We start from the raw sequence: 24,975 nt of genomic DNA, 5'->3' as shown, positions 1-24,975 counted from the left end.
CCACTTTTTTGGGATACCGGTAATGACCATTTTCAGTAGTTAGCACGTAAAGAATTTTGTATATTTGACAGGGATAAATGGCTTGTGTCAACAAAGGGAATACAGATGATGCAACAGCTTGAGGGCAAGGTCAGCTATAAAAAAGGAAATTGAAAATGGCTAAAAACCAAAGGTTAAGGCTATTTTCCAGTCGAGATGGATTGGATAGCCGAATGCTTTACCGCCTGGCAAACGAAAAGTTTATAGCAGGACCTATTGTACATGCGAAAGTTATCCTATATGCGTCATCGCATCATACGAGCAGCGTTTATTCATTCCATTACCAATCAGAAGCCTTTTCATGTGAGGCTCGACGAATGGACGCCCGCAGATACCGAATGCAGTAATACACACATATTATAATCAGAAATAATGAGCAAAATACTAGTTACAGGCGGTACCGGATACATCGGATCGCACACAGTGGTCGAGTTGCACCATGCGGGCTATACACCGATTATTGTTGACGACCTTTCCAACTCCAATATGCAGATCTTGGACCAGATTGAAAAAATTATTGGTGTGAGGCCAGCGTTTCATCAATTTGATCTTTGCGATGCAGCAAAAGTAGCGGATTTTGTGAACAGCAATACCGATATAAAGGGCATCATACATTTTGCAGCATCTAAGGCCGTAGGCGAGTCAGTCATCAAGCCTTTGAAATATTACCACAACAACTTTTTCTCGCTAATCAATTTGCTGCAGGCTTTCCAAGAGAAACCAATCAACTTCGTTTTTTCATCGAGCTGTACGGTTTATGGGGAGCCCGATACATTGCCCGTTACAGAATCAGCGCCGGTAAAGAAAGCTACGTCTCCCTATGGCAACACCAAACAGGTTGCGGAAGAAATCCTAGCAGAAACGGCGAAAGCGCATGACAATTACCGGGTCATTGCCCTCCGCTATTTTAATCCTGTTGGGGCGCACAAATCTGCTTTGATAGGCGAGCTGCCGCTGGGCGTGCCACAGAATCTCTTGCCCTTCATCACACAAACGGCTATCGGTAAACGGGACAAGCTTACCGTATTCGGCGGCGATTACGACACTGTCGATGGAAGCTGCGTGCGTGACTACATCCATGTGGTGGATTTAGCCAAGGCGCATGTGGCAGCTATTCAACTTTTGGAAAATGGGAACCCCAATGGAAACTACGATGTTTTCAACGTAGGTACCGGCATTGGCTACTCTGTTTTACAAACCATTGCCGCTTTTGAAAAAGTTTCCGGTAAACGGTTAAATTATGAGGTTGGGCCGCGTCGCGATGGCGACGTCGTGCAGGTTTGGGGCGATGTAAGCAAATCCAGCAAGGAGCTCGGCTGGACGGCCGAATTAGGTATTGACGATATGATGGCGTCGGCCTGGGCCTGGGAAAAATATCTAAAAGAAAACCCTATAGGTTAATATAACACATGAAAGTGGAGGCAGCATCTATGCCTCCACCTTTATCTCGCGGTTATATTTTTCGCCGTAGTATCTTGGTATAAAGTCCAAATTTGGCGTTAGCCAGTAAAGTTGGATCACGCGAGCATATCTAAAGTTAAATCCAGCGAGAAAAATAGCAGCTAAGCAACAGACAACTAGATACAGCCACGGAGATTCGGATTGCCCGGAAAACACATAAGTCGCCACACAAACCGCAATAAATTGCGCCACATTGAGCGCGTAGCTCACAAACATCGAAACGTAAAAGAAGCCAGGCTCCATCTCAAATTTAAGTGCGCAATGCGGACAGTACTTTGCCATCTTTTGCCCTTTCAAACTCATCAGTCCCCCCGCAAACATCTTTCCTGTTCTACAGCGTGGGCACCTGCATTGTCTTGCAGCTTGAAACTTTCCGATCGTATAGGCTGTCTTGTCTTCCATTTTATTTGTGTTTTATGACCATGGTCTTCCGAAATTCGTCTGGGGTTAGTCCGGTAGCTTTTTTAAAGAATTTTGTGAAGTAGGAGTTGTCGTTAAAGTTCAGCTCATAAGCAATGTCTGACACGCTGTAGTCGTGAATAACCAACAGGCGTTTCGCTTCCAGCACAATACGATCGCGAATCAACTCGCCGGCAGAAAAACCTAAAAACTCTTTTGCTAGCGCGTTAAGATGGTTTGGCGTGATATACAGCAAGGCGGCATACTCCTTCGGCAAGCGGAGCCTCCTGTAGTTTGTCTCTATCAAATCCATAAAATTACGCAGCAACGTATGGTTGTAAAGGTTGTTCTCTCCTACATCGGGTAGCCGACGCTGCTTCTCCAAGACATGGAAAAGATACAAGAGAGAAATGCGCGCAAAATCCAAATCATCGACATGCGCCAAGAGCCGTGCAAGAATGTGTAGCAATGCCTCACGCTCCTGCTCAACCACAACAAATACCTCATCTTTTACCAAACCCGAGAAGAAAGAAAAATTGTTTACATATTCAGGTCGCAAGAGGAACGTTTTAAAAAAGTCCCGATCAAAATTGATGACAAAGCCGGCTATATCTTTATCGAAAGCCCAGGTATGTATCTGCCCCGGCGACATGAAGTACATCTGCCAAGGTTCGATCTCGAACTGTTCGAAATCGATACTATGGCTTCCGCTACCTGAAGTAAAAAGAATAAAATGGTAAAAATTATGTCGATGCGGAAAAACAAGGTTTTTATTGCGACCCAAGTAGACCGCCAAATCCTCCACCAATAGGCCTCCATGTTGCAGGCTGTTGGTGACGGTACATTGCGCGATGACGGGTATTTTCGAAGCCATATACAAAGGTATTGTCATTTCAGCGAAATCCATGGTATATTTCATACCAATAATGGTACTTTTTAAGGATGGCTATGCTTTTGAAGACAGGTTGTATAAGCCCTTATTTCGGATTCCAGCATTTACTTATTATTTTTAACCTTTACATTGATAGCTATTACGCATGAGTCTCCATAAACAACCCGAATTAAAGGACGCAGTACTCAACTTGCCACAAAAAGAGAAGGATAAACTTTTGGTTCGCTTGGTCAGTAAGGACAAGATGCTCATGAAGCAGCTGCACTTTCAGTTGCTGGAGAGTCAAGTAGACCTTGAGGATCGGATTGAGCAGCTAAACAACACCCTTCGCAATCTCTTTGCCGAGAACAGGCATACCATTAAAAACATTCCGCAGTACAGTAATTACCGCGAACTGCAGTCGCTCTTGCGGCAGGCAAGCGGATTGGTCAATGAACACGAGAAGGTTACCAAGGATAAATTTAGCGAAATAGCATGCCGCATTTTTTTGTTGAAAGAAGCTTTTGAACGCTTCCCTACACTTTTTGAAGCATCCGCCATACATGCAGCCTTTAAACTCCACCTGTATGTAAAGGCACGAATAAAAGCTACCGCGAACAAATTCGACAAGCTGCACGAAGACCTGCAGTTCGACCTTCACGAAGATATGCAGCAGGTGCTCGATTTTGCCTTGGCCAATCGTTTGCTGTAGCGCCGCGTCGTGGTCGCCATGTTTCTAGCTATAGAAATAAGCAATTTAAAGCCACGGTGGCTTTTTATAGGTCGATCGACAATGTTTCCCCTTGCAAACTGCTTGGCACTGATTATTTTTGTAAATTCGCAAAAAAAGAAAAAAGGTAGCACGTGGGCATACAAGAGGTCATCGATAAATATACGCAAAGTGAGCAGCTAACAACATTGGTCAAGGCCATCCAGGCAAAAAATCCGAAGGTACAGCTTAAGGGGTTGGTCGGCTCGTCCGATGCTGTGCTGGCAGCGGCCGCCTATACATTACAGGAAAGGCCGTTTGTGTTTGTCCTTCCCACCCATGAAGATGCCTCGTATTTCCTCAGCGATCTGGAAAGTATTTTGGACAAACAGGTTCTTTTTTTCCCGGCATCTTTTCGCAAAGCATACGAGTTCACACAAATCGACGCTGCACACGTGTTGCAGCGGGCCGAAACATTGAGCGCACTTAACCATACATCGGAACTACCGAAAATGGTCGTGACCTATCCCGAAGCAATTGCCGAAAAAGTCATCAACCGTGACGACCTCGACAAAAACACCTTGGCCATAACCGAACACAGCAAGCTTAGCACCGACTTCATCAATGAGTTTCTATATGAATATGATTTTGAACGCGTCGATTTTGTTTATGAGCCCGGACAGTTCGCGATACGTGGTGGTATTGTAGATATCTTTTCTTTTTCCAACGATCTTCCCTACCGCATTGAGTTTTTTGGCGATGATATCGAAAGCATACGTACTTTCGATATCGAATCCCAGCTATCGGTGAGCAAAATGCATACGGTAACCATCGTTCCAAATGTGCAGGCGAAATTCCTGAGCAATAACCATATTTCATTGCTGGAATATGTTGATCGGGATACGGTATTTTGGCATAAGGATATTCAATTTATGCTCGATGTGCTCAAAGACGGCTATAAGAAAGCGGCTGAATTTTGGAAAGCTCTGCCGGAAAAAGATATTAAAGCAAATAGTGAATGGGTGGATCCCCGGGTGACCTTCACCAACGATCGCACCTTCAGCGAGATGCTCTTTGAGTTCCCTAACATTGAGTTTGGAAAACAATTTTACTACAAAGCAGATACCAAGATCCTGTTCGATACGCATCCACAACCCTCTTTCAACAAAGACTTTAACTTGCTTATTCACAATTTAAAGGAGAATGAAAAACAGGGAATTAGCAATCTCATCTTCTCAGACTCCACGAAACAGATTGAACGCATCTTCGCCATCTTGGAAGACATTGATAAATCGGCGACCTTCATTCCGGTACACCGCGGCCTGCGCGAAGGCTTCCGAGATGATAACGTTAAATTGGCGTGCTACACCGACCACCAGGTATTTGACAGATATTATAAATACAAACGTAAAAAAGGCTACGAACGGTCGCAGGCCATTACCTTAAAGGATCTGCGCGACTTGAAGCCTGGCGACTACATCACCCACATTGACCACGGCGTAGGGAAATATGCCGGTCTGGAAAAGGTAGAAGTTAACGGAAAAACACAAGAAATGATCCGCTTGGTTTATGCTGACAATGACCTGCTCTACGTCAACATCAACTCCTTAAACCGCATTTCCAAATATTCGGGGAAGGAAGGTACGCTGCCTAAAATGAACAAGCTCGGAACTGACGCCTGGGATAAGCTGAAGAAAACAACAAAAAAGAAAGTCAAAGATATTGCCCGCGACCTGATCAAGCTTTACGCTAAGCGGAAAGCGCAGACCGGAAATGCATTCAGCCCCGACAGTTACTTGCAGAATGAATTGGAAGCGTCCTTCATCTACGAAGATACGCCCGATCAGGAAAAAGCAACCAACGATGTCAAACGAGATATGGAGTCGCCACATCCGATGGATCGGCTGGTATGCGGCGATGTAGGCTTTGGTAAAACAGAAGTGGCTATCCGCGCAGCATTCAAGGCCGTTGCCGATAGCAAACAGGTTGCTGTCTTGGTACCTACGACAATCCTTGCCCTGCAGCACTACCGAACCTTCAGCGAACGGCTAAAAGGCTTTCCGGCCAACATTGATTACATCAACCGCTTTAAATCTGCCAAACAAATAAAAGAGACCTTAAGAAAGCTCGCTGCTGGCGAGGTGGACATCATCATCGGTACACACCGATTAGTGAGTAAAGACGTGAAGTTCAAAGAGCTTGGACTGATGATCATTGATGAGGAGCAGAAGTTTGGCGTATCCGTCAAGGAAAAACTGAAGGTGATGCGCGCGAATGTCGATTCGCTGACCCTAACCGCAACCCCCATTCCACGAACCTTACATCTTTCCCTGATGGGAGCCCGAGACTTGAGCATTATCTCTACCCCTCCCCCGAACCGCCAACCGGTGCAAACGGAACTCCATGTCTTTAATGAAACGTTGATCCAAGAATCGGTTGCTTTTGAGCTGGATCGCAACGGACAGGTTTTTTTCATACATAATCGCGTGGCAGACCTGAAACAGCTGGGAGCCATGATCCAAAAATTGGTGCCGGGTGCACGCGTTGGAATAGCGCACGGGCAATTGGAAGGCGACGATTTGGAAGATGTCATGCTCAAATTCATCAACCATGAATTCGATGTATTGGTTGCTACGACCATTATCGAAGCCGGGCTAGATATACCGAATGCCAATACCATCATCATCAACCACGCGCACATGTTCGGGCTCAGTGACCTGCACCAAATGCGCGGTCGGGTAGGTCGTTCCAACAAAAAGGCCTTCTGCTACCTGCTTAGCCCGCCGCTGTCTACCCTAACGAACGAAGCGTACAAAAGGCTTTCCGCGTTAGAAGAGTTCTCCGAACTGGGTTCCGGCTTTAATGTAGCCATGCGCGATTTAGATATCCGCGGATCGGGAAATCTTTTGGGCGCCGAGCAATCGGGCTTTATTGCCGAAATAGGGTTTGAGATGTATAACAAGATCTTGGATGAGGCCGTGCAAGAATTGAAAGATGACGAATTCAGCGAATTGTTTGCGGATGATAAAAACAGAAAATACGTCAATTTCACTCAAATTGACACGGATTTGGAAGTGATGATCCCCGATGAATATGTGACAAATATTGGGGAGCGCTACAACCTGTACAACGAGATTGCCAAACTTGATAACGACCAGCAACTTGCAGGTTTTCAAAAAGAGTTGGAAGATCGCTTTGGCCCTATTCCTGCCCCTGTTTTCGAACTGTTCAATACGTTGCGTCTGCAGTGGTTGGGCAAACAGATCGGTTTTGAAAAGATATCCTATAAGAAAAATGTGCTGAAGGGATATTTTCTTAACAACCCCAAGTCAAGCTATTTCGAGTCGGATCAATTTGGTAGGGTATTGGGATTTGTGCAAGCGCATCCGCACATCTCCAACCTTAAAGAGGTAAAAAACCAACTGCGCCTTGCGCTGAATAATGTGAATAACATTGACTATGCGCTCAATTTGTTGAGCAAAATGGTTTGAAGAAAATCTTCAATAAGCGAGGTGGGACAGAACGCATAAGAACACCATTATGCCATCTGTCTCATCCTCATTTATCCTTCGAAATGTCTTTTTCGAATTCCAAAATATCACCTGGCTGGCAGTCCAATACCTCACAAAGGATCTCCAACGTACTAAATCGGATTGCTTTTGCTTTACCCGTTTTAAGTATGGAGAGATTAGAAAGAGAAATCCCCACCCTTTCTGACAGTTCGTTAAGGGACATTTTCCGTTTGGCCATCATGACGTCCAAGTTTACAATTATTGCTCCCATCCTAAACCGTTAAATCATGTTCCACCTGTAAATCTATACCTCGACGGAAGATCTGTGCGATCACAAGAACCACGCCCCCCATAAACAAAAAAGCATCCCGACCCTCCCAAAAATCAATAGCTTTTCCTATTACAAGGCCATTTTTGACAAGCTGATCCGCAAATTGATGTGCTAGTAATCCAATTCCGCCCGTCGCAAGTGAAAAATAGCTAATCTTAGAAATTAACAAAAAAATCTCCTCACTGAAGGGACGAACCAAATTGAGCTTTTCAAAAATGGAAACCACGAAGTAAAAAATGAAGGCTTGCATACTTGATAAGATAATGGCAAATGCCATTAAAAAGATATAATCCAATCTGCTAGCGCTATAAAGTATGGAAAGATCGAGTCCTTGGTATAGATCTGCCGCATAGGGAGGATTGTACAAAGAGATCGTAAAGGTAAATAGAACCGCCCCAGCCTTAATACACAGGCCAAGGAATACGATCCACGATAAAACGCGAATCACGGGAATGATGGAGATAGTTTTCATATTTTCGTCATTTATAAAAACAAATATCAATAATTATTTTATGATAATCAATAAATATATATTCTTTTTTAAAAAATTAACGAAATATAATCGATAAATAACTTCCAAACATCCACCTATCTGGCTGATGCAGATCTTTCCGCGTGCATTGAGGCTGCTACAGCGACCAAACATCCCGAGTTTTACCATCGTCATGGAAACCCGACGAACAGTCAAGTCGCGGAAATCGTAGCCAAGATGGAAAATACGGAAGACGCGTTGGTGCTCGCTACCTGCATGGCAGCCATCATTCCGCTACTCAAAAGCAAACCTCCGGCATCACCCGCGGCATGTTGCGAAATCAGTGGGCATAGAGGATATCGATGATCTGATCGCCGACTTCCAGCAGGCATTCGAACATATTCAGAAATAATAGATAGACAGGTTAATAACCGAGAAGCTATAGCGATGATCGACAATGTTCCATGATTGCAGCAAACGATCTAGGAGAAGTCGGCCCCAACCGTCAGTTAAGCTATCCAAACCAAAATCTAATCCAAATTTTACCTCTTTGATTTATCTATTCATTTTTCCGCCCTCTTTTCCGTGTATTATAACTCGTATTATCTTCTTTCAACACGTCGTCTATCGACGCAAAAACGGATTTAGAGAGTTGTAGCGCCTCGATGATTTCTTCAAGACCTCCAAAAATCATCAAAAGCTTTACAAATGACTCTAAGGAGATTGATCATTTATGCTCAAACTTGCGTAATGTCGGAAGTGCAATGCCAGAGTGTTCTGCGAGCCTCTCCTGTGTGAGATTCATCGCAAGTCGCTTTGCACTTACTTTTTCGGCAATTTTTACTTGCGCTTTCGATGCAGAAATAAATAACACTATAATATTACTACTATAATAAAAGAGCCGTACAAAACTTTACTACGCAATTTTTCCACAGTGGGATCCCCGACAGGTTAAACAACTTACCCCGCAAAAAAGGGGGCTGCATCTGTATATGCAACCCCCTTGGCTTCTATACCTTATTTAGCTTACAAACTAAATTTGTAAATCGACTTTGTCGTATACGTTTGGCCGGGCTCTAAAACGGTAGATGCAAAATTCGCTTGATTTGGTGCATCAGGAAAATGTTGCGTCTCCAAGCATAGACCTGTCCTGAAGCTATCTTTTTTACCGTTCTTCAAGGTCACTTTCTCTGCCATAAAGTTGCCGCTGTAAAATTGCAAACCGGGTTCTTCGGTATAGATATCCATCTTGATGCCTGTTTTGTCACCGATTAGGGTTGCTGCATGGTTCAGCTGATCAACCTTATCACCCCGAAGCACAAAGTTATGGTCGTATCCGCCCCCGAAACGCAATTGTTCATCGTCTTGCTCAATATCCCGACCAATGGTTTTTGCTTGCGAGAAATCAAAAGGCGTGCCTTTCACAGCGGCTATGACTCCTGTAGGGATGAGGGTGCTATCCACCGGCGTATATTGATCGCCGTAGATCTGCAGACTATGGTTCAAAATTGTGCCACTACCTTCACCATTCAGGTTGAAATAGGCGTGATTGGTCAGATTGACGACCGTTTTCTTATCTGTTGTCGCTGTGTATGCAATCTCCAGCGCATTGTCCTCTGTAAGGGTATAGGTTACTGTCATGGCAATATTTCCAGGAAAACCTTCGTTTTTGTCAGGAAGTGTATAAGAAAACGTCAACTTGTTATCACCTTCCTGTCGACCCTCCCAAGAAGCGAAATGCACACCTTTAAATCCACCGTGCAGGGTGTTCGCTCCGTTGTTTGTAGGCAAGGTGTATTCTTCGCCATCCAAAGAAAATTTGCCTTTGGCAATGCGGTTACCAAATGGGCCGACAATCGTTCCATAGTATGGCTCTTCCGGGTTGTTATAATCTGTCGCCTTATTGAATCCGAGCACGACATCCGTTAACTTACCATCCTTATCCGGCACCCAAAGCGAAACGATACGGGCGCCAAAGTTCGTAAATGTCGCTTTCGCGCCTTTACTATTGTGCAATGTGAATAGTTTGGCTTCTTGGCCATCAATCGTGGCTGCGAAGGCGCTGTCCGCCACGTGGTTATCCGTTGTGGTTTTGCTCGCTTGATTTTGGCAAGCCGTCCAGGAAAGGCTCGTTGCCAAGCCGATAAACAGCAATGTTCTTTTCATCATGGGTATTTTTAAGGTTTATATCAATATCTCCGTTCCGTTGGAGGGAACTACTTTAATGGCGGTTAGATCCAGTCCAAATTTCGTCTGGTATATCGGCGTCAACCGCTCGATCAGAAGATCTTGGAAAGATTTCTTAACCAAGTTGATCGTACAGCCTCCGAAACCACCACCCATCATCCTTGCGCCCAGTACTTCCGGAAATTCGCGTACATATTCCACCAAAAAATCCAACTCCGGGCAACTCACTCCATATTCTTTGCTTAACCCTTCATGCGCACGGAAAAGCTGTTGTCCAAGTTGCTCAAGGTCGCCACGCTCCAACGCCGCGCAGGCATCGTTCAAGCGTTGATTTTCCTCCACCACAAAGCGGCATTTTGTATAGATGTCGTCATCAACGGATTTGACAAGCTCGTCCAGCATCGCCACCGAAACATCCCGCAGGCTGTTCACTTCCGGATACTTCGCTTGCACCAGGCGAACACCTTCCTCGCAGGATTCCCGCCGGTCATTGTAGGCTGATGAAGCCAGTGAATGCTTGACATTGGTATTTAACAGCAGAATGGCGTAGTCGCCAAGTTCTAAAGGGGTATAGACAAAAGAGAGGTCACGGCAATCCAGTTTAACGACGTGTCCAGCCTTGCTCATAACCGATGCAAACTGATCCATGATCCCACATTTGACGCCAGCGTAGGTATGCTCGGCTAACTGCCCGATCTTGGCAATATCTACGCGCTGCAATTGCAGGTCGAATACGACATTCAACGCAAAGCCCGCGGCACATTCCAAGGCCGCCGATGAAGACAAGCCAGCACCTAGGGGCACATCGCCATCGATATACATATTAAAACCACCCAAGGGCAGTGCGCGTTCACGCAGTTGATTGACGACGCCCAAGATATAATTTGGCCATCCCTCTGCTATGGGCTTAATATCATCCAATGCAATCTCAAAATAGGACTTGAAGTCCTCTGCATAAAGACGAATAAGATGATCATCTCTTTTGCCCACCGCTACATAGATAGCTTTGTCGATGGCCGTGGGCAACACAAAACCTTCATTGTAATCCGTATGCTCACCGATAATATTTATCCTTCCCGGCGAACGCACCACATGCGTAGATTTACTTTCAAAAACGTCTTTATATCGCTGTTCTAGTTGTTCTTTGGAAATCATGTTACTGTGCTTTGTAATGTACCGTTGCTTGTTGTTTTAGGGTGTCCGCGGCCTGTTCCGGCGTGATGTCACGTTGTGGATTGGCCAGCATCTCGTAACCCACCATAAATTTCTTCACTGTTGCCGAGCGCAACAGCGGTGGATAAAAGTGCATGTGCCAATGCCAGGCCGGCTGTTCGCCACTGTTAACTGGAGCCTGATGCATCCCCGCTGAGTAAGGAAAAGATGTCTTGAAGATATTATCGTAGCGTATGGTCAACTCCTGCAAGGTTTTCGCCAGATCTTCCTTCTCTTCCTCGGTAAATGCCAAGATAGAAGGTACGGCACGCTTACTGATGATCATGGTCTCGTAAGGCCAAGCTGCCCAAAAAGGTACCAGCGCCACAAAGTAATCGTTGTTCACAATAATACGTTCGTTTTTCCTCAACTCAACATCCAAATAATCTTGCAGCAGGGTACGACCTTTACTCCGGAAGTAAATTGCCTGCTGCTCGCTTTCCTTTTGTATCTCAACCGGCAGCGAGCTTTGCGCCCATATCTGACCATGTGGATGCGGATTGCTACAGCCCATGATACTGCCTTTATTTTCGAAAATCTGGATGTATTTGATCCACTCGTATGCCGATAGCTCCCGGAATTCGCGTTGCCACAAATCGACCACCGACTTGATCTCCGCGGCACTCATTTCAGGCAACGTCAAGTCGTGCCTCGGCGAAAAGGAAATGACCTTACAGATACCGCGTTCGGTCTCTGCCTGCAGTAGATCTTCCTCGTTGAAGGCATCCAAAGCTGTATCTTCCAGTAGCGCTGAAAAATCGTTAACAAAGACAAAACTGTCTTTGTAAGCGGGGTTGACGGTACCGTCGGCTCGTGCATTGCCAGGACATAAATAACATTTGGGATCGTACTGCGGACGATCATCAGGTGCCAGGTCTTCAACCTGTCCTTGCCACGGGCGCTTGCTGCGATGTGGCGAAACTAAAATATACTCCCCTGTTAATAGGTTTTTACGTTTGTGTGGTTGTTCTGAAAAATTAAGCATGGCTAGATTTTTATAAATATCTCCTTTTTAAATCAGATTTCAAAAAAAAGCCTATGAAAAACATAGGCTAAACAAGGATTAAATACTTTTTAAGAGAGAGGCGGCTTATTCCCCTTGATCAACTCAAAGATCGTGATCTCGGGCAAGATCCCTACACGACCGGGATAACCCAAGAATCCATAGCCTACGTTAACGTAAAGCTGTTGCTTTTGTTCTTGATACAGACCTGCCCACTCCTTATAGATATATTGGACAGGGCTCCACTGGAAATGCTCGGCACGTACACCAAACTGCATTCCATGGGTATGTCCGGCAAACATCACATCGACATCGGTATTCAACACCTGTGCTCGCCAATGCGAGGGGTCGTGCGATAGCAGCAATTTCACGGCCGATTCCTCCGTTCCCTGCAAGGCCTTCTTCAGGTCGCCTTTCTTGGGAAAACGATGTCCAGCACCCCAGTTCTGAACACCCACGATCGCCAATTGATCACCGCCTAAGCTCAGCATCCGATGTTCATCCATCAGCAGGTCCCATCCCATCACTTTATGGGTATCGATCAGGTCTTTTAGGTTCTTGCGCTTGGCAGGCGAATCTTCCTTGCCATAGTAATAATCGCCGTAATCGTGGTTCCCCAATACGGAAAAAACACCTAGATCAGCCTTTACTTTACTAAAAATATCTTGGTAGTCGCGCATCTCTGGCGCCACGTTGTTCACCAAATCTCCCGTAAAGAATATGGCATCGGGCTTTTCACCCAACAGCATTTCTACACCGCCCCTTACCGCTTTTTGATTGTAGAAGGATCCGGAGTGTACATCCGAAATCTGTCCGATGCGCAATCCATGAAAAGAAGCTGGCAAATCAGGAAGGTATAACTTTTGGCGTCGAATCCGGTAATCATATCCACCAGAAATGATGCCCCATGACAAAGGGAATATCGGCAAGGAGGCAACGATAAGGCCAGATTTTGTTAAAAATTCCGACCGACTTATGCCATTTCGCGGGGCGTCGGTCGTCGGTTCCGTATCGGCTATCGTAGACGCGGTAGCGTGGGACGCTCTTCCTTTCGCGGGCACAAAAAGCCGAACAATCCATAGCCCGCCACGACGCAGGTCATCGATCAACAAAATAATGATGAAGATAAATTTACAGACGGCCGTCATAAAGAAAGCCACCAGCACGACAGAGCGGAAAGAAAGCGGAAGATCAAATTTTGTGGCTAGCAGCAAACTTATCAGCAAGCCGATGGAATAACCCCACCACACAACAGGAAACCACTTTTTCCTAACCGTTTTTATCTTCGTTGCTCGCAGTGCGAAGAAAATATAGCAATCAAAAAAAAGCAGCAATATCGCATTAAATAGTAACATCGTATCAATTTTATCCTTGCGCTAAGCGCTTCAATACAGCGATCCATTTGGGATCGTCATTCAGGCTTTCCACCATCGCTACCTCTTCTCCGCCTAGTTCTTTAAATTCGTTCGCGTATTCCACTTGGATTTCGTCCAAGGTCTCAATACAGTCGGCTACAAACGCCGGACTGAACACCAAAAGTTTTTTAACCCCTTTTTCTGCCAATTGATGTAATGTATCCGAGGTATAGGGCTGTATCCAAGGCGTCTTGCCCAATCGAGACTGGAAGCATAGTGTATAGCGATCTTCAGAGAGCCCTAGTTTAGAAGCTATCATACGCGTGGTAGCATAACACTGGGAAAGGTAGCAGTAACTTTTCTTTTCCACGCGGCAGCTGTCGCACCCACGATCGGGACATGTAAGGGTACCGGAAGGGTCTACTTTCCCTAACTGGCGTACAGGCAAACCGTGATAGCTGAACAGGATGTGGTCATAATAGTCAATATCATGACGCTTGGCGTGATCGGCGAAGGTTTCGCACATCGACTCATCGTCGCAATAGTTACTCACAAAAGAGAGCTGCGGAAAATACTGCCAACTGCGCATCACTTCCATCACCCGGTCGATCACCGATCCGCTGGTTGCAGATGCATACTGTGGAAAAAGCGGAATGACACGAATAGACTCCAACATCATGGCTTCCATATTTTTCAGTGCATGGGCAATGGATGGATTTTGGTAACGCATGGCCAGCTCGACATGATATTCCTCGCCAAGCTCCTCTTGCAGCAAATCGCGTTGCAGTTGGCTGTAGTACATCAACGGCGATCCTGTGTTCTCGTCCCAAATCGTTCGGTAGGTAGCGGCAGACTTCGGTGCACGACGAGGAACAATCAGCCCCTTCACCAATAAGGTACGACCCACAACAGGAATGTCGATTACCCGAGGATCCATCAGAAATTCAGTCAAATATCTACGCACATCGGGCGTGGTGGGGGCATCGGGCGTGCCAAGCTGCACTAACAGAATCCCCTTCGTCGCGCTTTTACTCATTACTACAAAAATAATTATTATTTACAGCCACCGCAGCTAGGCATTTGAAAATGAAACTGACATGACGTTTTACAGCAGTTCCAACGTTTGTTTTACGTCCTTCATCAGCCACATGGGTGTCGAGGTGGCACCACAGATGCCTACGGTTTCATCATCGGCAAAAATCGACTGATCTAGCTCAGCAGGATCTGATATAAAGTAGCTGTTCGGATTCGCCTGCAAGCATACATCATACAGTACTTTTCCATTGGAAGATTTCTTTCCAGAAACAAACACAATCTTATCGTATTGCCGCGCAAAAGCTCCGAGATCCTCATAGCGATTCGACACCTGCCGGCATATCGTGTCATTTGCCTTCACTTCGTAGCCTCTTTTGAGCAGCTCCTCTTTGATTGCATAAAATTTGTCGACACTTTTCGTGGTTTGGCTGTAGAGCGTAAAAGAGGCCGGCAGATCTACATGATCCAATTCATCCAGATCCTGAAAAACCAGCGCCTCGTTGTTGGTTTGCCCTTGCAGACCAATAACTTCGGCATGGCCATGCTTGCCAAAAATAAGAATCTGCTCGTTATCATCGTACGATGTCTTGATCCGGTTTTGTAACTTCAATACTACGGGACAGGAGGCATCGATCAAGGTAATGTTGTTTTCCAAGGCGGTTCTGTATGTCTCTGGCGCTTCGCCATGCGCCCTGATCAAGACCTTTTCATTCCGCAGCCCAGCGAGATCCGCATGCCCAATAATACGGAGACCTTTGGCACGTAACCGTGCGACCTCTTCGTCGTTGTGCACGATATCGCCCAAACAATACAGGTAGCCATCCTCCGCGAGGATCTCTTCGGCCATATCGATGGCGTATACTACCCCAAAACAAAAGCCAGAGTCCTTGTCGATCGTTACTTGAAGATTTTTAGCCATATACAAAGTTAAGCATTAGATGTTACATTAAAAGGGCGTCTGCACAGAAAAAGATCGGACCTTTATTGACTGTTCTCGCCAACCTGCTTATAACAATCCAATACAATTATCGTTTGGCCAGCACCGGTTTATTTGGGAAGCAATCCATCTATAGCTGATTTCATAAAAAAGCCGAATTGAAAAAATTCAATTCGGCTAAGAAACACTATGTTAAAACTATAACGGTACGGGCATTATTTAATAATACTCAATCATCCTCCATTCGCTCATTTGGAAAAGCGTTGCACCATTGTTAGCAACCACCACAATCCTATAGCGTGTATATGCGTCGGTATTAGCAAACTCAAATCGACGCGTTTGTGTCCGTGACGTAAACACTTGATCGGTTCGGGTATCCAAAACGGTCCATTCCGTACCATTATTTGAGCCCTCCAAGCGCCAAGTTTTAGGATCGCGCGTATCCGCATCGTTCCCTGATGTAAAGGTATAAGCACCCAATGCTTTCGCAGTTGGGAAGGTCAACTGAAACCACATACCCGACGTGTAATTCTGCGTGAGGTATTTCGTCGCGGTATTATTGTCCACCAACTTCAGCGAGCCTTCATTTGCATTTGCCCCCCCATTATTTTCATGACTGACAGCGATGGTACCTTGCGCGGTCACATCCCGTTCTCGGCGGATCAACGAGTCGATACGCAAATAAGAAACGGACAAGGCCTCATTAATTGGGCTCGAACCCGCACTTACCAACCGAACGGGCAACATATACGATACCCCCAACGATAATTCCTTTGCCGAAACGGCTATCTTTAAGGGATCGGAGTCAGAACGTCCGGAACGGATCGTGGACTGCAATCCAGAAATCGTATAGGAGCTTTGTGGAAACGCGATGAAATTTGTGCCAAATTCTTGGTTATAGCTGTCGATCAAGGCGGCATCAACCTCGAACACAACAGGGATATCTGACTCCGGATATTTTAAGCCACCATAAGAAGCCCCGAAATGTACATCTTGCAACGTATCGATGGCATACAAGGTCACTGCTGCAACATTCGAGTAGGCTTGTGCCATATAGATGGTGCCTTCGTTTTCCACTTGGTACTCGACGTCTTTTGTGCAGGCAGCGATGCCTGCGAGAACGACAGTGGCAAATAGCAAACGTACGCACACCTGTCTGTATCTTATATATATTCGTTTTTTCATTTTTTTATGCTAAAAGTATAACCGTCTAAATAAAATTTACCAGCCTGGATTCTGAACAAGAAGTTTGTTCTTTAAAATTTCATTATTCGGTATTGGCCATAGGTAATCACGTTGACGAAATACCCGATTCTCAATCAGCGTTTTCTCATAAAAAGCATTACCATCCGCAAACATATTCATACCGAACACTTCGCCTGCAAATTCCGATGCGGCTGTTTTCCAACGGCGACAATCGAAATAGCGTACATTTTCGAAGGCAAGCTCTATCTGCCGTTCTTTACGAATAGCTTCGCGCATAGCGGCCTGCGACGCCGGAATAGGCAATTGCCCGGCCGCAGCCCCATAAGTTGGCACGCCCGCCCTCGTCCGGATACGGTTTAAATACGTGATGATTTGTGCATTCCCGGGCTCGTACTCGTTGAGTGCTTCGGCATAGTCTAAAAAGATGAGCGCGAGGCGAAATTGCACAGAACCCCTATTGTTGCTGTTGACCACCACATTTTTACGCACGATATATCCGGTAGGTGATACATCAGACGTACTTTGCTTTCTACCAGAGTTTCCCGAGAGCTCCATATTAGTCACCACTTCGTTGCTGCTGCTCACCTGGTTCAACCAAAAACTTTTATTATAGGTAACGCCTACATAAAACCGAGGCTCCCGATTTGTCCATGGGTTAAAGGTCGATCGTTCTTTATTGTCGAAAGGTGCCTTAAAATTGGAAAAACCACTTCCCACATATCCCGACCCATTGGCCGTAATTGCCAGACCATTAGCCATGGCATAGGCATCTACCATTTTCTGGGTGACGCCAAGCGCACCGGCGCCCTGCACTTCCGTGGGGTATCCAATATGTTTTGGAGTTTTGTCATATTGCGACCGGTTCATCGAATTCGGCCTTGCAAAAATCCATTCCTTATTCCACTCGGCAGACATGACATTGCGGGTGGAGAGGTAAGCTTGCATAAACGGATCTGCATTCGCCACTACATACAAATCGTACACAGTTGGCACGAATTCATCAATGAAATCCTTCGCGGCGTCGGCCGCCAACTTCCATTTGTTCTGATCGTAGTTTTGATTGATCAAGGCTGTTCCGTCGGTGTTGGTCAATGCAGCCAAATCGGCGTTGCCATTAAAAAGTGGACTCGCGTTCAACATAAGGGCTTGCTGCTTGAAAGCCTTCACGATACCCTTGGTCATGCGCCCGTATTCCGCGCTTACCGGCGTGACGGGTAAATCTGCGTATGCCAAATCGAATTCGCTGGTGATGTAGGCAATGCATTCATCCATGGTGTTCCGCGCTTTTAACACGTCAGCCAACGGGGCATCAGGCGGCAATACCGTCTCGATGATGGGCACCGGACCATACACCCGTACAAGATAAAAATAGTACAATGCCCGTAGTGCCCTTGCCTCGGCTTTATACCTCGATTTGTATTCGGCCGTAATCTCACTTGTTTCCACGGCTCCGTCTATCTTATCGATAAAGTCTGACGCATTGCGGATGGACTTATAAAAGTTATCCCAGTAATTAGCTACCGAACCATCTGTCGTGGACCAGGTGCTGCGGTTCAGGTTATTGGCATAGTTGAAATCCCAGTTGTATTTTGCCTCGTCGGATCCGGCAGTCCACGGTCCTGAATATTGCTCTCCCAGACGCTGCGCCAATTCATTGGGCAAGTTTGCATATACCTGTGCTAAATAGTTATCAATGTAATTTTTCGATTTAAAAATATCATCAGTCGTCAATATGTTGTCGGGAATTTGATCCAAGAATCCAGCACATGAGCTCGCTGATAGCAAACTCGCCGTTGCGACACATAGCAGTAGGTTTCTTTTTATATTAAGTTTCATGTTGAAGTTCTTTTTAAGTTGTTAAGGCTATCGTTCCTAAAAATTTGCCTGTATACCGAGCGAGAATGTCCGTGTATTCGGATAACTGGATCCATTTCCGGTATTTAGCTCAGGATCCCACAGCTTGAATTTGCTCCAATACAAGAGGTTCACTCCTTGCGCGTAAATCCGTGCGGATTTCACGCCGATAGTCTTCAATTTTTCACCACGCAGGTTATACCCTAAATCCACGGTTTTAAGTCGCAGAAAGTCGATATCTTTCACCCACCAGGTAGAGGCAACCGAATTGTTTTTGTTTATCGAGTTACCGTAGCCCAGCCTTGGATAAAAGACATCTTCCGAAGGGTTCTCGGGGGTCCAACGCGATTCAGCCATGGCATATAAGTTACTGCGTTCGGGGCCTGTGCTGTTGTTGAACGGCAGGATACCATCTCCGGACAGTACACGGTTCGCACCGTTTATGCCTTGGAAAAATGCCCCAAAATAAAACCCTTTATAGCTTACGTTGAAGCCCGCTCCGTAAACCCAATTGGGCACGTCGCCATTTCCAATTTTGGTCTGGTCATAGCTATTGATGACACCATCACCGTTTAGATCTTTGTAACGGATATCGCCAACGCGTTGTGTCCCTAATTCAGACTGATCTGCATGATTATCGATTTCGCCCTGGCTTTGGAACAGCCCATCCGCAACATAACCGTAATTAGCTAAAAAATTTCGGCCTCTTCGCTCTAGATACGGATAAAGCTGTGTGGGATTGTCATTATCGATTACCTGATCTTTATTGTAGGAAAACGTGCCGTTGAAGGACCAAGTGGTTTGTCCCCACTGCGCTCCTTCCAACGCTATGGTACCATCAAATCCTTGGTTTTTTATAATGCCTAGATTTCCGAAGGGCTGATTTTGCAAACCCAAGTAGTTGGGCAAACTGCCCCGCTGCAGAAATATACCGCTTCTATTCTCCTTAAACCAGTCAACAGTGACGTTCAACTTCCCTTTAAGTGTGGTAAATTCCAAACCGATATCATGTTTATGTGATTCTGCCCATGTTACGTCATATCCATAATCCGATATCGCAACACCGCCATAACCTTTATTGGTAGCGCTGGACATATCATAGAATGAATACCCTGTTGCACCGGTTGATACAATGGTTAAGAAGCCAAATCGACGACCTCCGCCACCCGAGCCGGTTATACCATTTGAGTAACGCAGCTTAACCATTTGAAAGGTTTCCTTTGCGTTTTCGAAAAACTTCTCATTGGACAGGATCCAGCCGACACCAAAGGAAGGGAAAAATCCAAAACGTCTACTGGGCACAAAGTTCTCCGACCCATCGTAAGCGAAGTTGAATTCGGCGGCATAACGGTCATCGTATAAGTAGTTTGCGCGCCCGACGATACGCTGCGTACGGAAGGGAAGCGAGGCCGTAAGATCCGACGCAAATGCCCTTACTTCGTCCGTTTGTGTGTATAGCAATAGTCCAGTCACGTCATGTCTTCCAAATTGCCGGTTGTAGTTTGTACCGCCTTCGAAATAGAACTGACGCGTTCCGTTATTCGTCCTTCGGTACCCTAAGTCATCACTACCATTGGAAAGAAGAACCAAATTGAGGGATCCATCTTCGAGATACGGATTTGCTCGGTCAATCGTATAGGTATTCCGCATACGGTGACGAGCGATACTGTGCGAATTATTGGTATCAAAAGAGAACATGGCATATGCATTCAACCCCCTTGTAACGACATCTAGCTGTTGGCTAATCCTGGCGTTGGAGTAGACTTGGCTTCGAAAATTGTTAATATAGCCCGTTTGCGTAGCCAATGCGTAGGGATTGGGTTGCGCATCGGACGACTGATTGACAGCCGGAACCAGATTCCCCGGATACATGAGCGGGTAAAGCACAGGCGTCGCTTGCATTACCCGACCGAAAATAGATTGTACACCTCCGGCAGGGCTGTTGTTTGACGTGGCCGTGATGTCGGTTTGGGCATTTGGATAATTCGTATTTGTGATATAACCTTGGATACCTAAAGAGAATTTAGTCGTTTTCGTCCAATCCATATCGATGTTCGACGTGAAATTATACCGTCTAAAACGGGAATCTGCTTTGTAGTTTTGCAGGGCATCCATATTCAGTAAGCTCGACTCGTCATAATAGGCTATTGAAGAATAATATTGAGTGCTTTCAGACCCTCCTCGCGCACTAAAATTCGCCCGACGGTTGTAGGATGCCCCTTTGAAGATTTCATCCATCCAATTGACGTTGGGATATAGATAAGGATCTATCCCATTCAAGGTGTTGTCAATATATTCTTGGCTATATTCTGGCGCCAGCCCTGAAGCAACCATCGCTTCATTTCGCAAACGCATATATTGTTCCGCATTGGTCAGCTCGGGCGTTTTTGTAAAATTTACCATGCCTTGGTTGTAATTGAACATCAAGGTAGGCTTACCGGTACGTCCCTTCTTGGTCGTGATCAAAATTACACCATTTGCACCCTGCGCACCATAAACAGCGGTTGACGAAGCGTCTTTTAAAATCGTCAAACTTGCTATATCTTCTGGATCGAACGCGTTCAGATCCCGTCCCTGTACACCATCGACAACGATTAGTGGAGAGGCGCTGTTTTGGGAATTGAACGTCGAAATCCCGCGAATCCATACGTCAGCGGAATTACTGCCCGGCAACCCAGAGCGTTGAACACCCACAAGCCCCGCAATACGACCTGCCAAAGTTGCACTCAAATTCGCCACAGGCTGTTTCAAATCCTCTACCTTAACCGTGGCTTGCGCACCAACTGAATTAATCTTCCGCTGTTGCCCATATCCAACGACAACGACTTCATTCAGCGAATTGTCCTCGCCTTCTAGCACAACGTTGATCTCGATGCTAGTTGTGACACGCTGCTTCAAGGATTTGTAACCCACATATCGGTATTGCAAACTATCACCTTGGTTGGCAACGATAGCATACATCCCTAATGCATCGGTAGAAACGGTTTGTTGGTTGGTTAGATTGGTAATCGATACACCGATTAATGGTTGATTTAGGTTGTTCTGTACCTTACCAGTTATCGTTAATGTACGTTCGCTCTGTGCGGACGCTAGCAGACAACTGAAAAAGAAAAAACAAACTAAAAGGTTTTTGCGAATGGATCGCAACTTGACTTTTTCCATAACTTTTAGTAATTGCTTTTTTAGCTTAATGTTAAAATATCAGTTAGATTCGGTTAGTGAAATTAGCAAGATATTTAAGCCGATCTTGTTAATGACTTCCTAACGGATTGTTAACACTTTGTTAAGCAATATGCATATTTCAAAAAACAGCATCCCTAGCACAACTTAAAAAACCAATAAATCAATCGATTACAAACAGTGTGAAAGCATACAGTGGTCTGCATACGTGTAGCATTTTGGTGTCTTAAAACGGAAGTGATTACGTGGTATACCCAGCGCAAACCAGCAAGTGCGAATAGCTGAACACGACCTACTTGCTATCTGCCGACAGGGTGAAAAAGAGCATTAAAGACAATAAAACACAAGATGACTTGTGGAAATGGCCAGCAAGACAAAGGAGCGATTAGGGAAAATGTGGCCAAGCGTCAAAAAGTGAACCAGCAAAACACTGCTGCTCTTAGAAGAACGTAATAAGCTAAGAAGGTAGGGTTCAGGCCTTAGGACACCAACGTCTTGTCTGTTGTATCGAGCTCACCAAACACAGAATTTTGGGAGATAAACTCTGGCACAATATGCTTCAGCTGTCGAACCACTTCTCGTCCGGTATCCTCCACCGAGCTGTGCTCCTGCTGCACGTAGGTACATAGCACTTCAATTTGATGACGTTTCGCCAGCAAATTTTCGGTACATACCTTTGCGATCATAATTTTTGGATGATGTGTATTCACCGTATTTTCATTATTGGCCAATAGTTCTTCATAGATCTTTTCGCCCGGACGTAAACCGACAATTTTAATATCTATATCCTGCGGATAACGATAGCCTTTCAATTTGATCATACGTTTTGCCAGATCCATGATCTTCACGGATTTGCCCATATCAAAAACAAATATCTCTCCACCATGCCCCATCGTCCCGGCTTCCAGTACCAGCTGGCATGCCTCGGGAATGGTCATGAAATAACGCGTGATATCGGGATGGGTGAGTGTAAGCGGGCCTCCTCGTTCCATTTGCTTTTCAAAAAGCGGTATCACCGAGCCATTAGATCCCAGCACATTGCCAAAGCGGGTGATGATAAAGCTAGTTTTGCTACGCGCATTACAGGAGTTCACATAGATTTCGGCAGCCCGTTTAGTGGCTCCCATCACATTGGTGGGGTTAACGGCCTTATCAGTAGAGATCATCACAAATTTATACGCATGAAATTGCATAGCTAGGTCGGCCATAATCCGGCTACCATACACGTTCGTCCAAACAGCTTCATACGGATTTGCTTCCATGAGCGGTACATGTTTGTAAGCTGCGGCATGAAAAATAATTTCTGGACGGTATTTTTCGAACAACCGTGTCATGAAAACGCGATCCCGTACATCGCCCACAATGAATGCAGCCTCTTCTGGAAATTGCAGGTGCATGGTTTGTTGCAGATCATACAAAGGCGATTCTGCCTGATCCAGCAGGATCAGCTTTTTATAATGAACGCGGGCGATTTGACGCGCCAATTCACTGCCGATAGATCCTGCAGCACCCGTGACGATAATGACCCTGCCCTGCAGTTCCTCTTCCACAATAGGATTGTTCAACCGGATAGGCTTTCTGCCCAACAAATCCTCGATCTTTAATTTTCGAATTTGCCGCTTCCCTCCCCCATTCAAAAGCGATCGGCCGGGCTGCATGATCTTCAACTCCAGATTTAATTGCTGAAAGTGATCGGTCACGCGGGCCAAACGTTCAGGGTCATTGTTCTCTACCGCAATGATCACCTCGTCGATGTCATGTCTACGTACATATTCTTCGTCGATATCCGAGATATCCAATATGCGGATGCCTCGCGAATTTTTACCCACCTTATTTGCTTTATCTTCTACGAAAGCCACCACCTTATTCTTCGCCCGAATATCATCATTCAGCATCGCATAGGCCACCAGACCGGGCCGAGAGGCGCCAAAGATCAGTAAATGCCGACTTTTTCTTTTGGTAAAAAACAATATTTCGTACAGCTGCCTGTAAACCACGCGAGCGGCAACAAGCATCACCATGGTAAAAAAACCATGCGTGAAGATGAGTGCATAGGACTGTCTCATGTATGCGCTGACGACCGTATTAGCTGCAAAAGCCTGCCGAACAGCAAAAGAAAACACAAAGAGGAGCATACAAGCTAACCATACCGTCTTAAAGATCCGGATCGCTTCACTTAATCCGGTGTGCCGCACAATATCCCGGTAGGTGCGCATATACAAAAATGACCCCGCATACACGGTGAGGATCAAAACGCTTTTTTTGCTCATTGCCAAGGGATCGAAACTGCCTTTGAAGCTATTGACGATGTAATGCGAGACGAGATAACACACCGACACAATAAGTAAATCCACCAATAGGATGACCCAACGGGGATTATCTTTCCGCAACTTCCTTCGCAATAAATTCAGCTTCATATCTTGCCGATTTTTCCTCAAAACAACTACTACATGACAGCTTCCCCTACGGTACTCAACAGCTTCTTAATCGGATTTAACGCCCAGCAGACTAAGAAGATTTTTCTTGAAATAAGGGATGCGGCAAGTAACTAAGGGTTAATAACAATAAGTGCAAAAAGCTGCAAAATGACTACAATAGTCAATGCAGAAAACGCCCACAGATTACGTTCTGCAAACGATGCACGGGTGTAACGATTTATCAATTTTTCCATTCTCGTTGTGCGGCTAAAAAGATAACCGCATCATGCCAACTGCAATAACTATACCGAAAAAGAAAATTCTAAAACTTATTACCGCATATTTCCTCATAAAATAGCTTTAAAGCAACGCTAAAGACTTAATTCCCAGAAAACTCATTTTTATTTATTACCCCAAAATCTGCATAGCTATCCGTGTAGGTTATCACAAAAATATTACTAAATCGGTTTTGCTGTTCTAAAATTAGTTCATAGATTTGCACTATCATAATTTAGGTTTATAATTGGTTAGCAAAGGCTTTCATTCTCCCCGTTTGAAAGCCTTTTTTTTTGCACTAAGATCTGCTAAAATTCGTTTGGAAATAGCGATGTGTTAACTTGTTTTTTACCAAAGTCAAGCATTCTCATTCAACCCTTTGAAAGCTTCCCTTCCCACAACCGCTTCTGCCGCTCGTGCTAGCCGGATTCTTTCCTTCCCACAAAACCTTCCGCCGCTCGCCGCGGCAGGGCATCACTTTTGAAGGCCAAAAGTGATCAAAAGCCTTTGTCTCCTTGA

General features: G+C 45.4%; 18 protein-coding genes. 4 read left to right on the top strand and 14 right to left on the bottom strand.

The features are described 5' to 3' along the window. Positions 1-411 precede the first annotated feature (411 nt). Complete coding sequence (galE, locus tag IE165_RS10120) at positions 412-1,440, top strand: UDP-glucose 4-epimerase GalE (RefSeq protein WP_189626505.1); 1,029 nt, start codon at positions 412-414, stop codon at positions 1,438-1,440. Positions 1,441-1,467: 27 nt separating this feature from the next. Here the strand turns inward: galE and IE165_RS10115 are convergent, their stop codons facing one another. Together IE165_RS10115 and IE165_RS10110 are read right to left on the bottom strand one after the other, a co-directional pair. Beyond that, positions 1,468-1,902 (bottom strand): DUF983 domain-containing protein, encoded by a 435-nt coding sequence (locus IE165_RS10115; RefSeq protein ID WP_189626504.1) that lies wholly within the window; start codon positions 1,900-1,902, stop codon positions 1,468-1,470. A gap of 1 nt (position 1,903) precedes the next feature. Beyond that, entirely contained in the window at positions 1,904-2,818 is a 915-nt protein-coding gene (locus tag IE165_RS10110) for a helix-turn-helix domain-containing protein (protein ID WP_229826501.1), read from the bottom strand. Positions 2,819-2,936: 118 nt separating this feature from the next. Between IE165_RS10110 and IE165_RS10105 the strand changes: the two genes are divergently transcribed. Beyond that, positions 2,937-3,482 (top strand): hypothetical protein, encoded by a 546-nt coding sequence (locus IE165_RS10105; protein ID WP_189626503.1) that lies wholly within the window; start codon positions 2,937-2,939, stop codon positions 3,480-3,482. A gap of 152 nt (positions 3,483-3,634) precedes the next feature. Continuing rightward, the gene (gene mfd / locus IE165_RS10100; RefSeq protein WP_189626502.1) at positions 3,635-6,970 is read left to right on the top strand and encodes a transcription-repair coupling factor; all 3,336 of its coding nucleotides are present in this window, start codon (positions 3,635-3,637) and stop codon (positions 6,968-6,970) included. Between the two features lie 67 nt (positions 6,971-7,037). Here the strand turns inward: mfd and IE165_RS10095 are convergent, their stop codons facing one another. Continuing rightward, on the bottom strand, positions 7,038-7,262 hold the full coding sequence (locus IE165_RS10095) for a helix-turn-helix domain-containing protein (RefSeq protein WP_189626501.1): 225 nt from the start codon (positions 7,260-7,262) through the stop codon (positions 7,038-7,040). Position 7,263: 1 nt separating this feature from the next. Next, the gene (locus IE165_RS10090) at positions 7,264-7,794 is read right to left on the bottom strand and encodes a DUF2975 domain-containing protein (RefSeq protein ID WP_189626500.1); all 531 of its coding nucleotides are present in this window, start codon (positions 7,792-7,794) and stop codon (positions 7,264-7,266) included. A gap of 93 nt (positions 7,795-7,887) precedes the next feature. Here IE165_RS10090 and IE165_RS18565 point away from each other — a divergent pair, with 93 nt between their 5' ends. Further along, entirely contained in the window at positions 7,888-8,160 is a 273-nt protein-coding gene (locus IE165_RS18565) for a PLP-dependent transferase (protein WP_189626734.1), read from the top strand. A gap of 660 nt (positions 8,161-8,820) precedes the next feature. Here the strand turns inward: IE165_RS18565 and IE165_RS10080 are convergent. The 10 genes from IE165_RS10080 to IE165_RS10035 all read right to left on the bottom strand — a co-directional run bounded on the left by IE165_RS10080 (position 8,821) and on the right by IE165_RS10035 (position 24,180). Continuing rightward, on the bottom strand, positions 8,821-9,963 hold the full coding sequence (locus IE165_RS10080) for an aldose epimerase family protein (RefSeq protein ID WP_229826500.1): 1,143 nt from the start codon (positions 9,961-9,963) through the stop codon (positions 8,821-8,823). 15 nt (positions 9,964-9,978) lie between these two features. Next, positions 9,979-11,136: a galactokinase gene (gene galK / locus IE165_RS10075; RefSeq protein WP_189626499.1), complete on the bottom strand. Its 1,158-nt coding sequence runs from the start codon at positions 11,134-11,136 to the stop codon at positions 9,979-9,981. 1 nt (position 11,137) lies between these two features. Beyond that, entirely contained in the window at positions 11,138-12,178 is a 1,041-nt protein-coding gene (locus tag IE165_RS10070; protein WP_189626498.1) for a UDP-glucose--hexose-1-phosphate uridylyltransferase, read from the bottom strand. A gap of 89 nt (positions 12,179-12,267) precedes the next feature. Continuing rightward, on the bottom strand, positions 12,268-13,551 hold the full coding sequence (locus tag IE165_RS10065) for a metallophosphoesterase (RefSeq protein WP_189626497.1): 1,284 nt from the start codon (positions 13,549-13,551) through the stop codon (positions 12,268-12,270). A 10-nt stretch (positions 13,552-13,561) separates the two neighbouring features. Next, a complete protein-coding gene (gene hemH, locus IE165_RS10060; RefSeq protein WP_189626496.1) occupies positions 13,562-14,587 on the bottom strand; it encodes a ferrochelatase in 1,026 nt (341 codons plus the stop codon). A gap of 69 nt (positions 14,588-14,656) precedes the next feature. After that, positions 14,657-15,505 carry a 4-hydroxy-3-methylbut-2-enyl diphosphate reductase gene (locus IE165_RS10055; RefSeq protein ID WP_189626495.1) on the bottom strand — a complete coding sequence of 283 codons (849 nt, stop codon included), beginning with the start codon at positions 15,503-15,505 and terminating at the stop codon, positions 14,657-14,659. 237 nt (positions 15,506-15,742) lie between these two features. Beyond that, positions 15,743-16,708: a BT_3987 domain-containing protein gene (locus IE165_RS10050; protein ID WP_189626494.1), complete on the bottom strand. Its 966-nt coding sequence runs from the start codon at positions 16,706-16,708 to the stop codon at positions 15,743-15,745. A gap of 36 nt (positions 16,709-16,744) precedes the next feature. Then, on the bottom strand, positions 16,745-18,565 hold the full coding sequence (locus IE165_RS10045; RefSeq protein ID WP_229826499.1) for a RagB/SusD family nutrient uptake outer membrane protein: 1,821 nt from the start codon (positions 18,563-18,565) through the stop codon (positions 16,745-16,747). Between the two features lie 36 nt (positions 18,566-18,601). Further along, entirely contained in the window at positions 18,602-21,745 is a 3,144-nt protein-coding gene (locus tag IE165_RS10040) for a SusC/RagA family TonB-linked outer membrane protein (RefSeq protein WP_189626493.1), read from the bottom strand. A 497-nt stretch (positions 21,746-22,242) separates the two neighbouring features. Further along, complete coding sequence (locus IE165_RS10035) at positions 22,243-24,180, bottom strand: polysaccharide biosynthesis protein (RefSeq protein WP_189626492.1); 1,938 nt, start codon at positions 24,178-24,180, stop codon at positions 22,243-22,245. Positions 24,181-24,975 lie beyond the last annotated feature (795 nt).

The sequence above is a fragment of the Sphingobacterium griseoflavum genome (genome assembly GCF_014653155.1).
Classification (GTDB): domain Bacteria; phylum Bacteroidota; class Bacteroidia; order Sphingobacteriales; family Sphingobacteriaceae; genus Sphingobacterium; species Sphingobacterium griseoflavum.
This window is presented reverse-complemented; position numbering and strand designations above follow the sequence as displayed.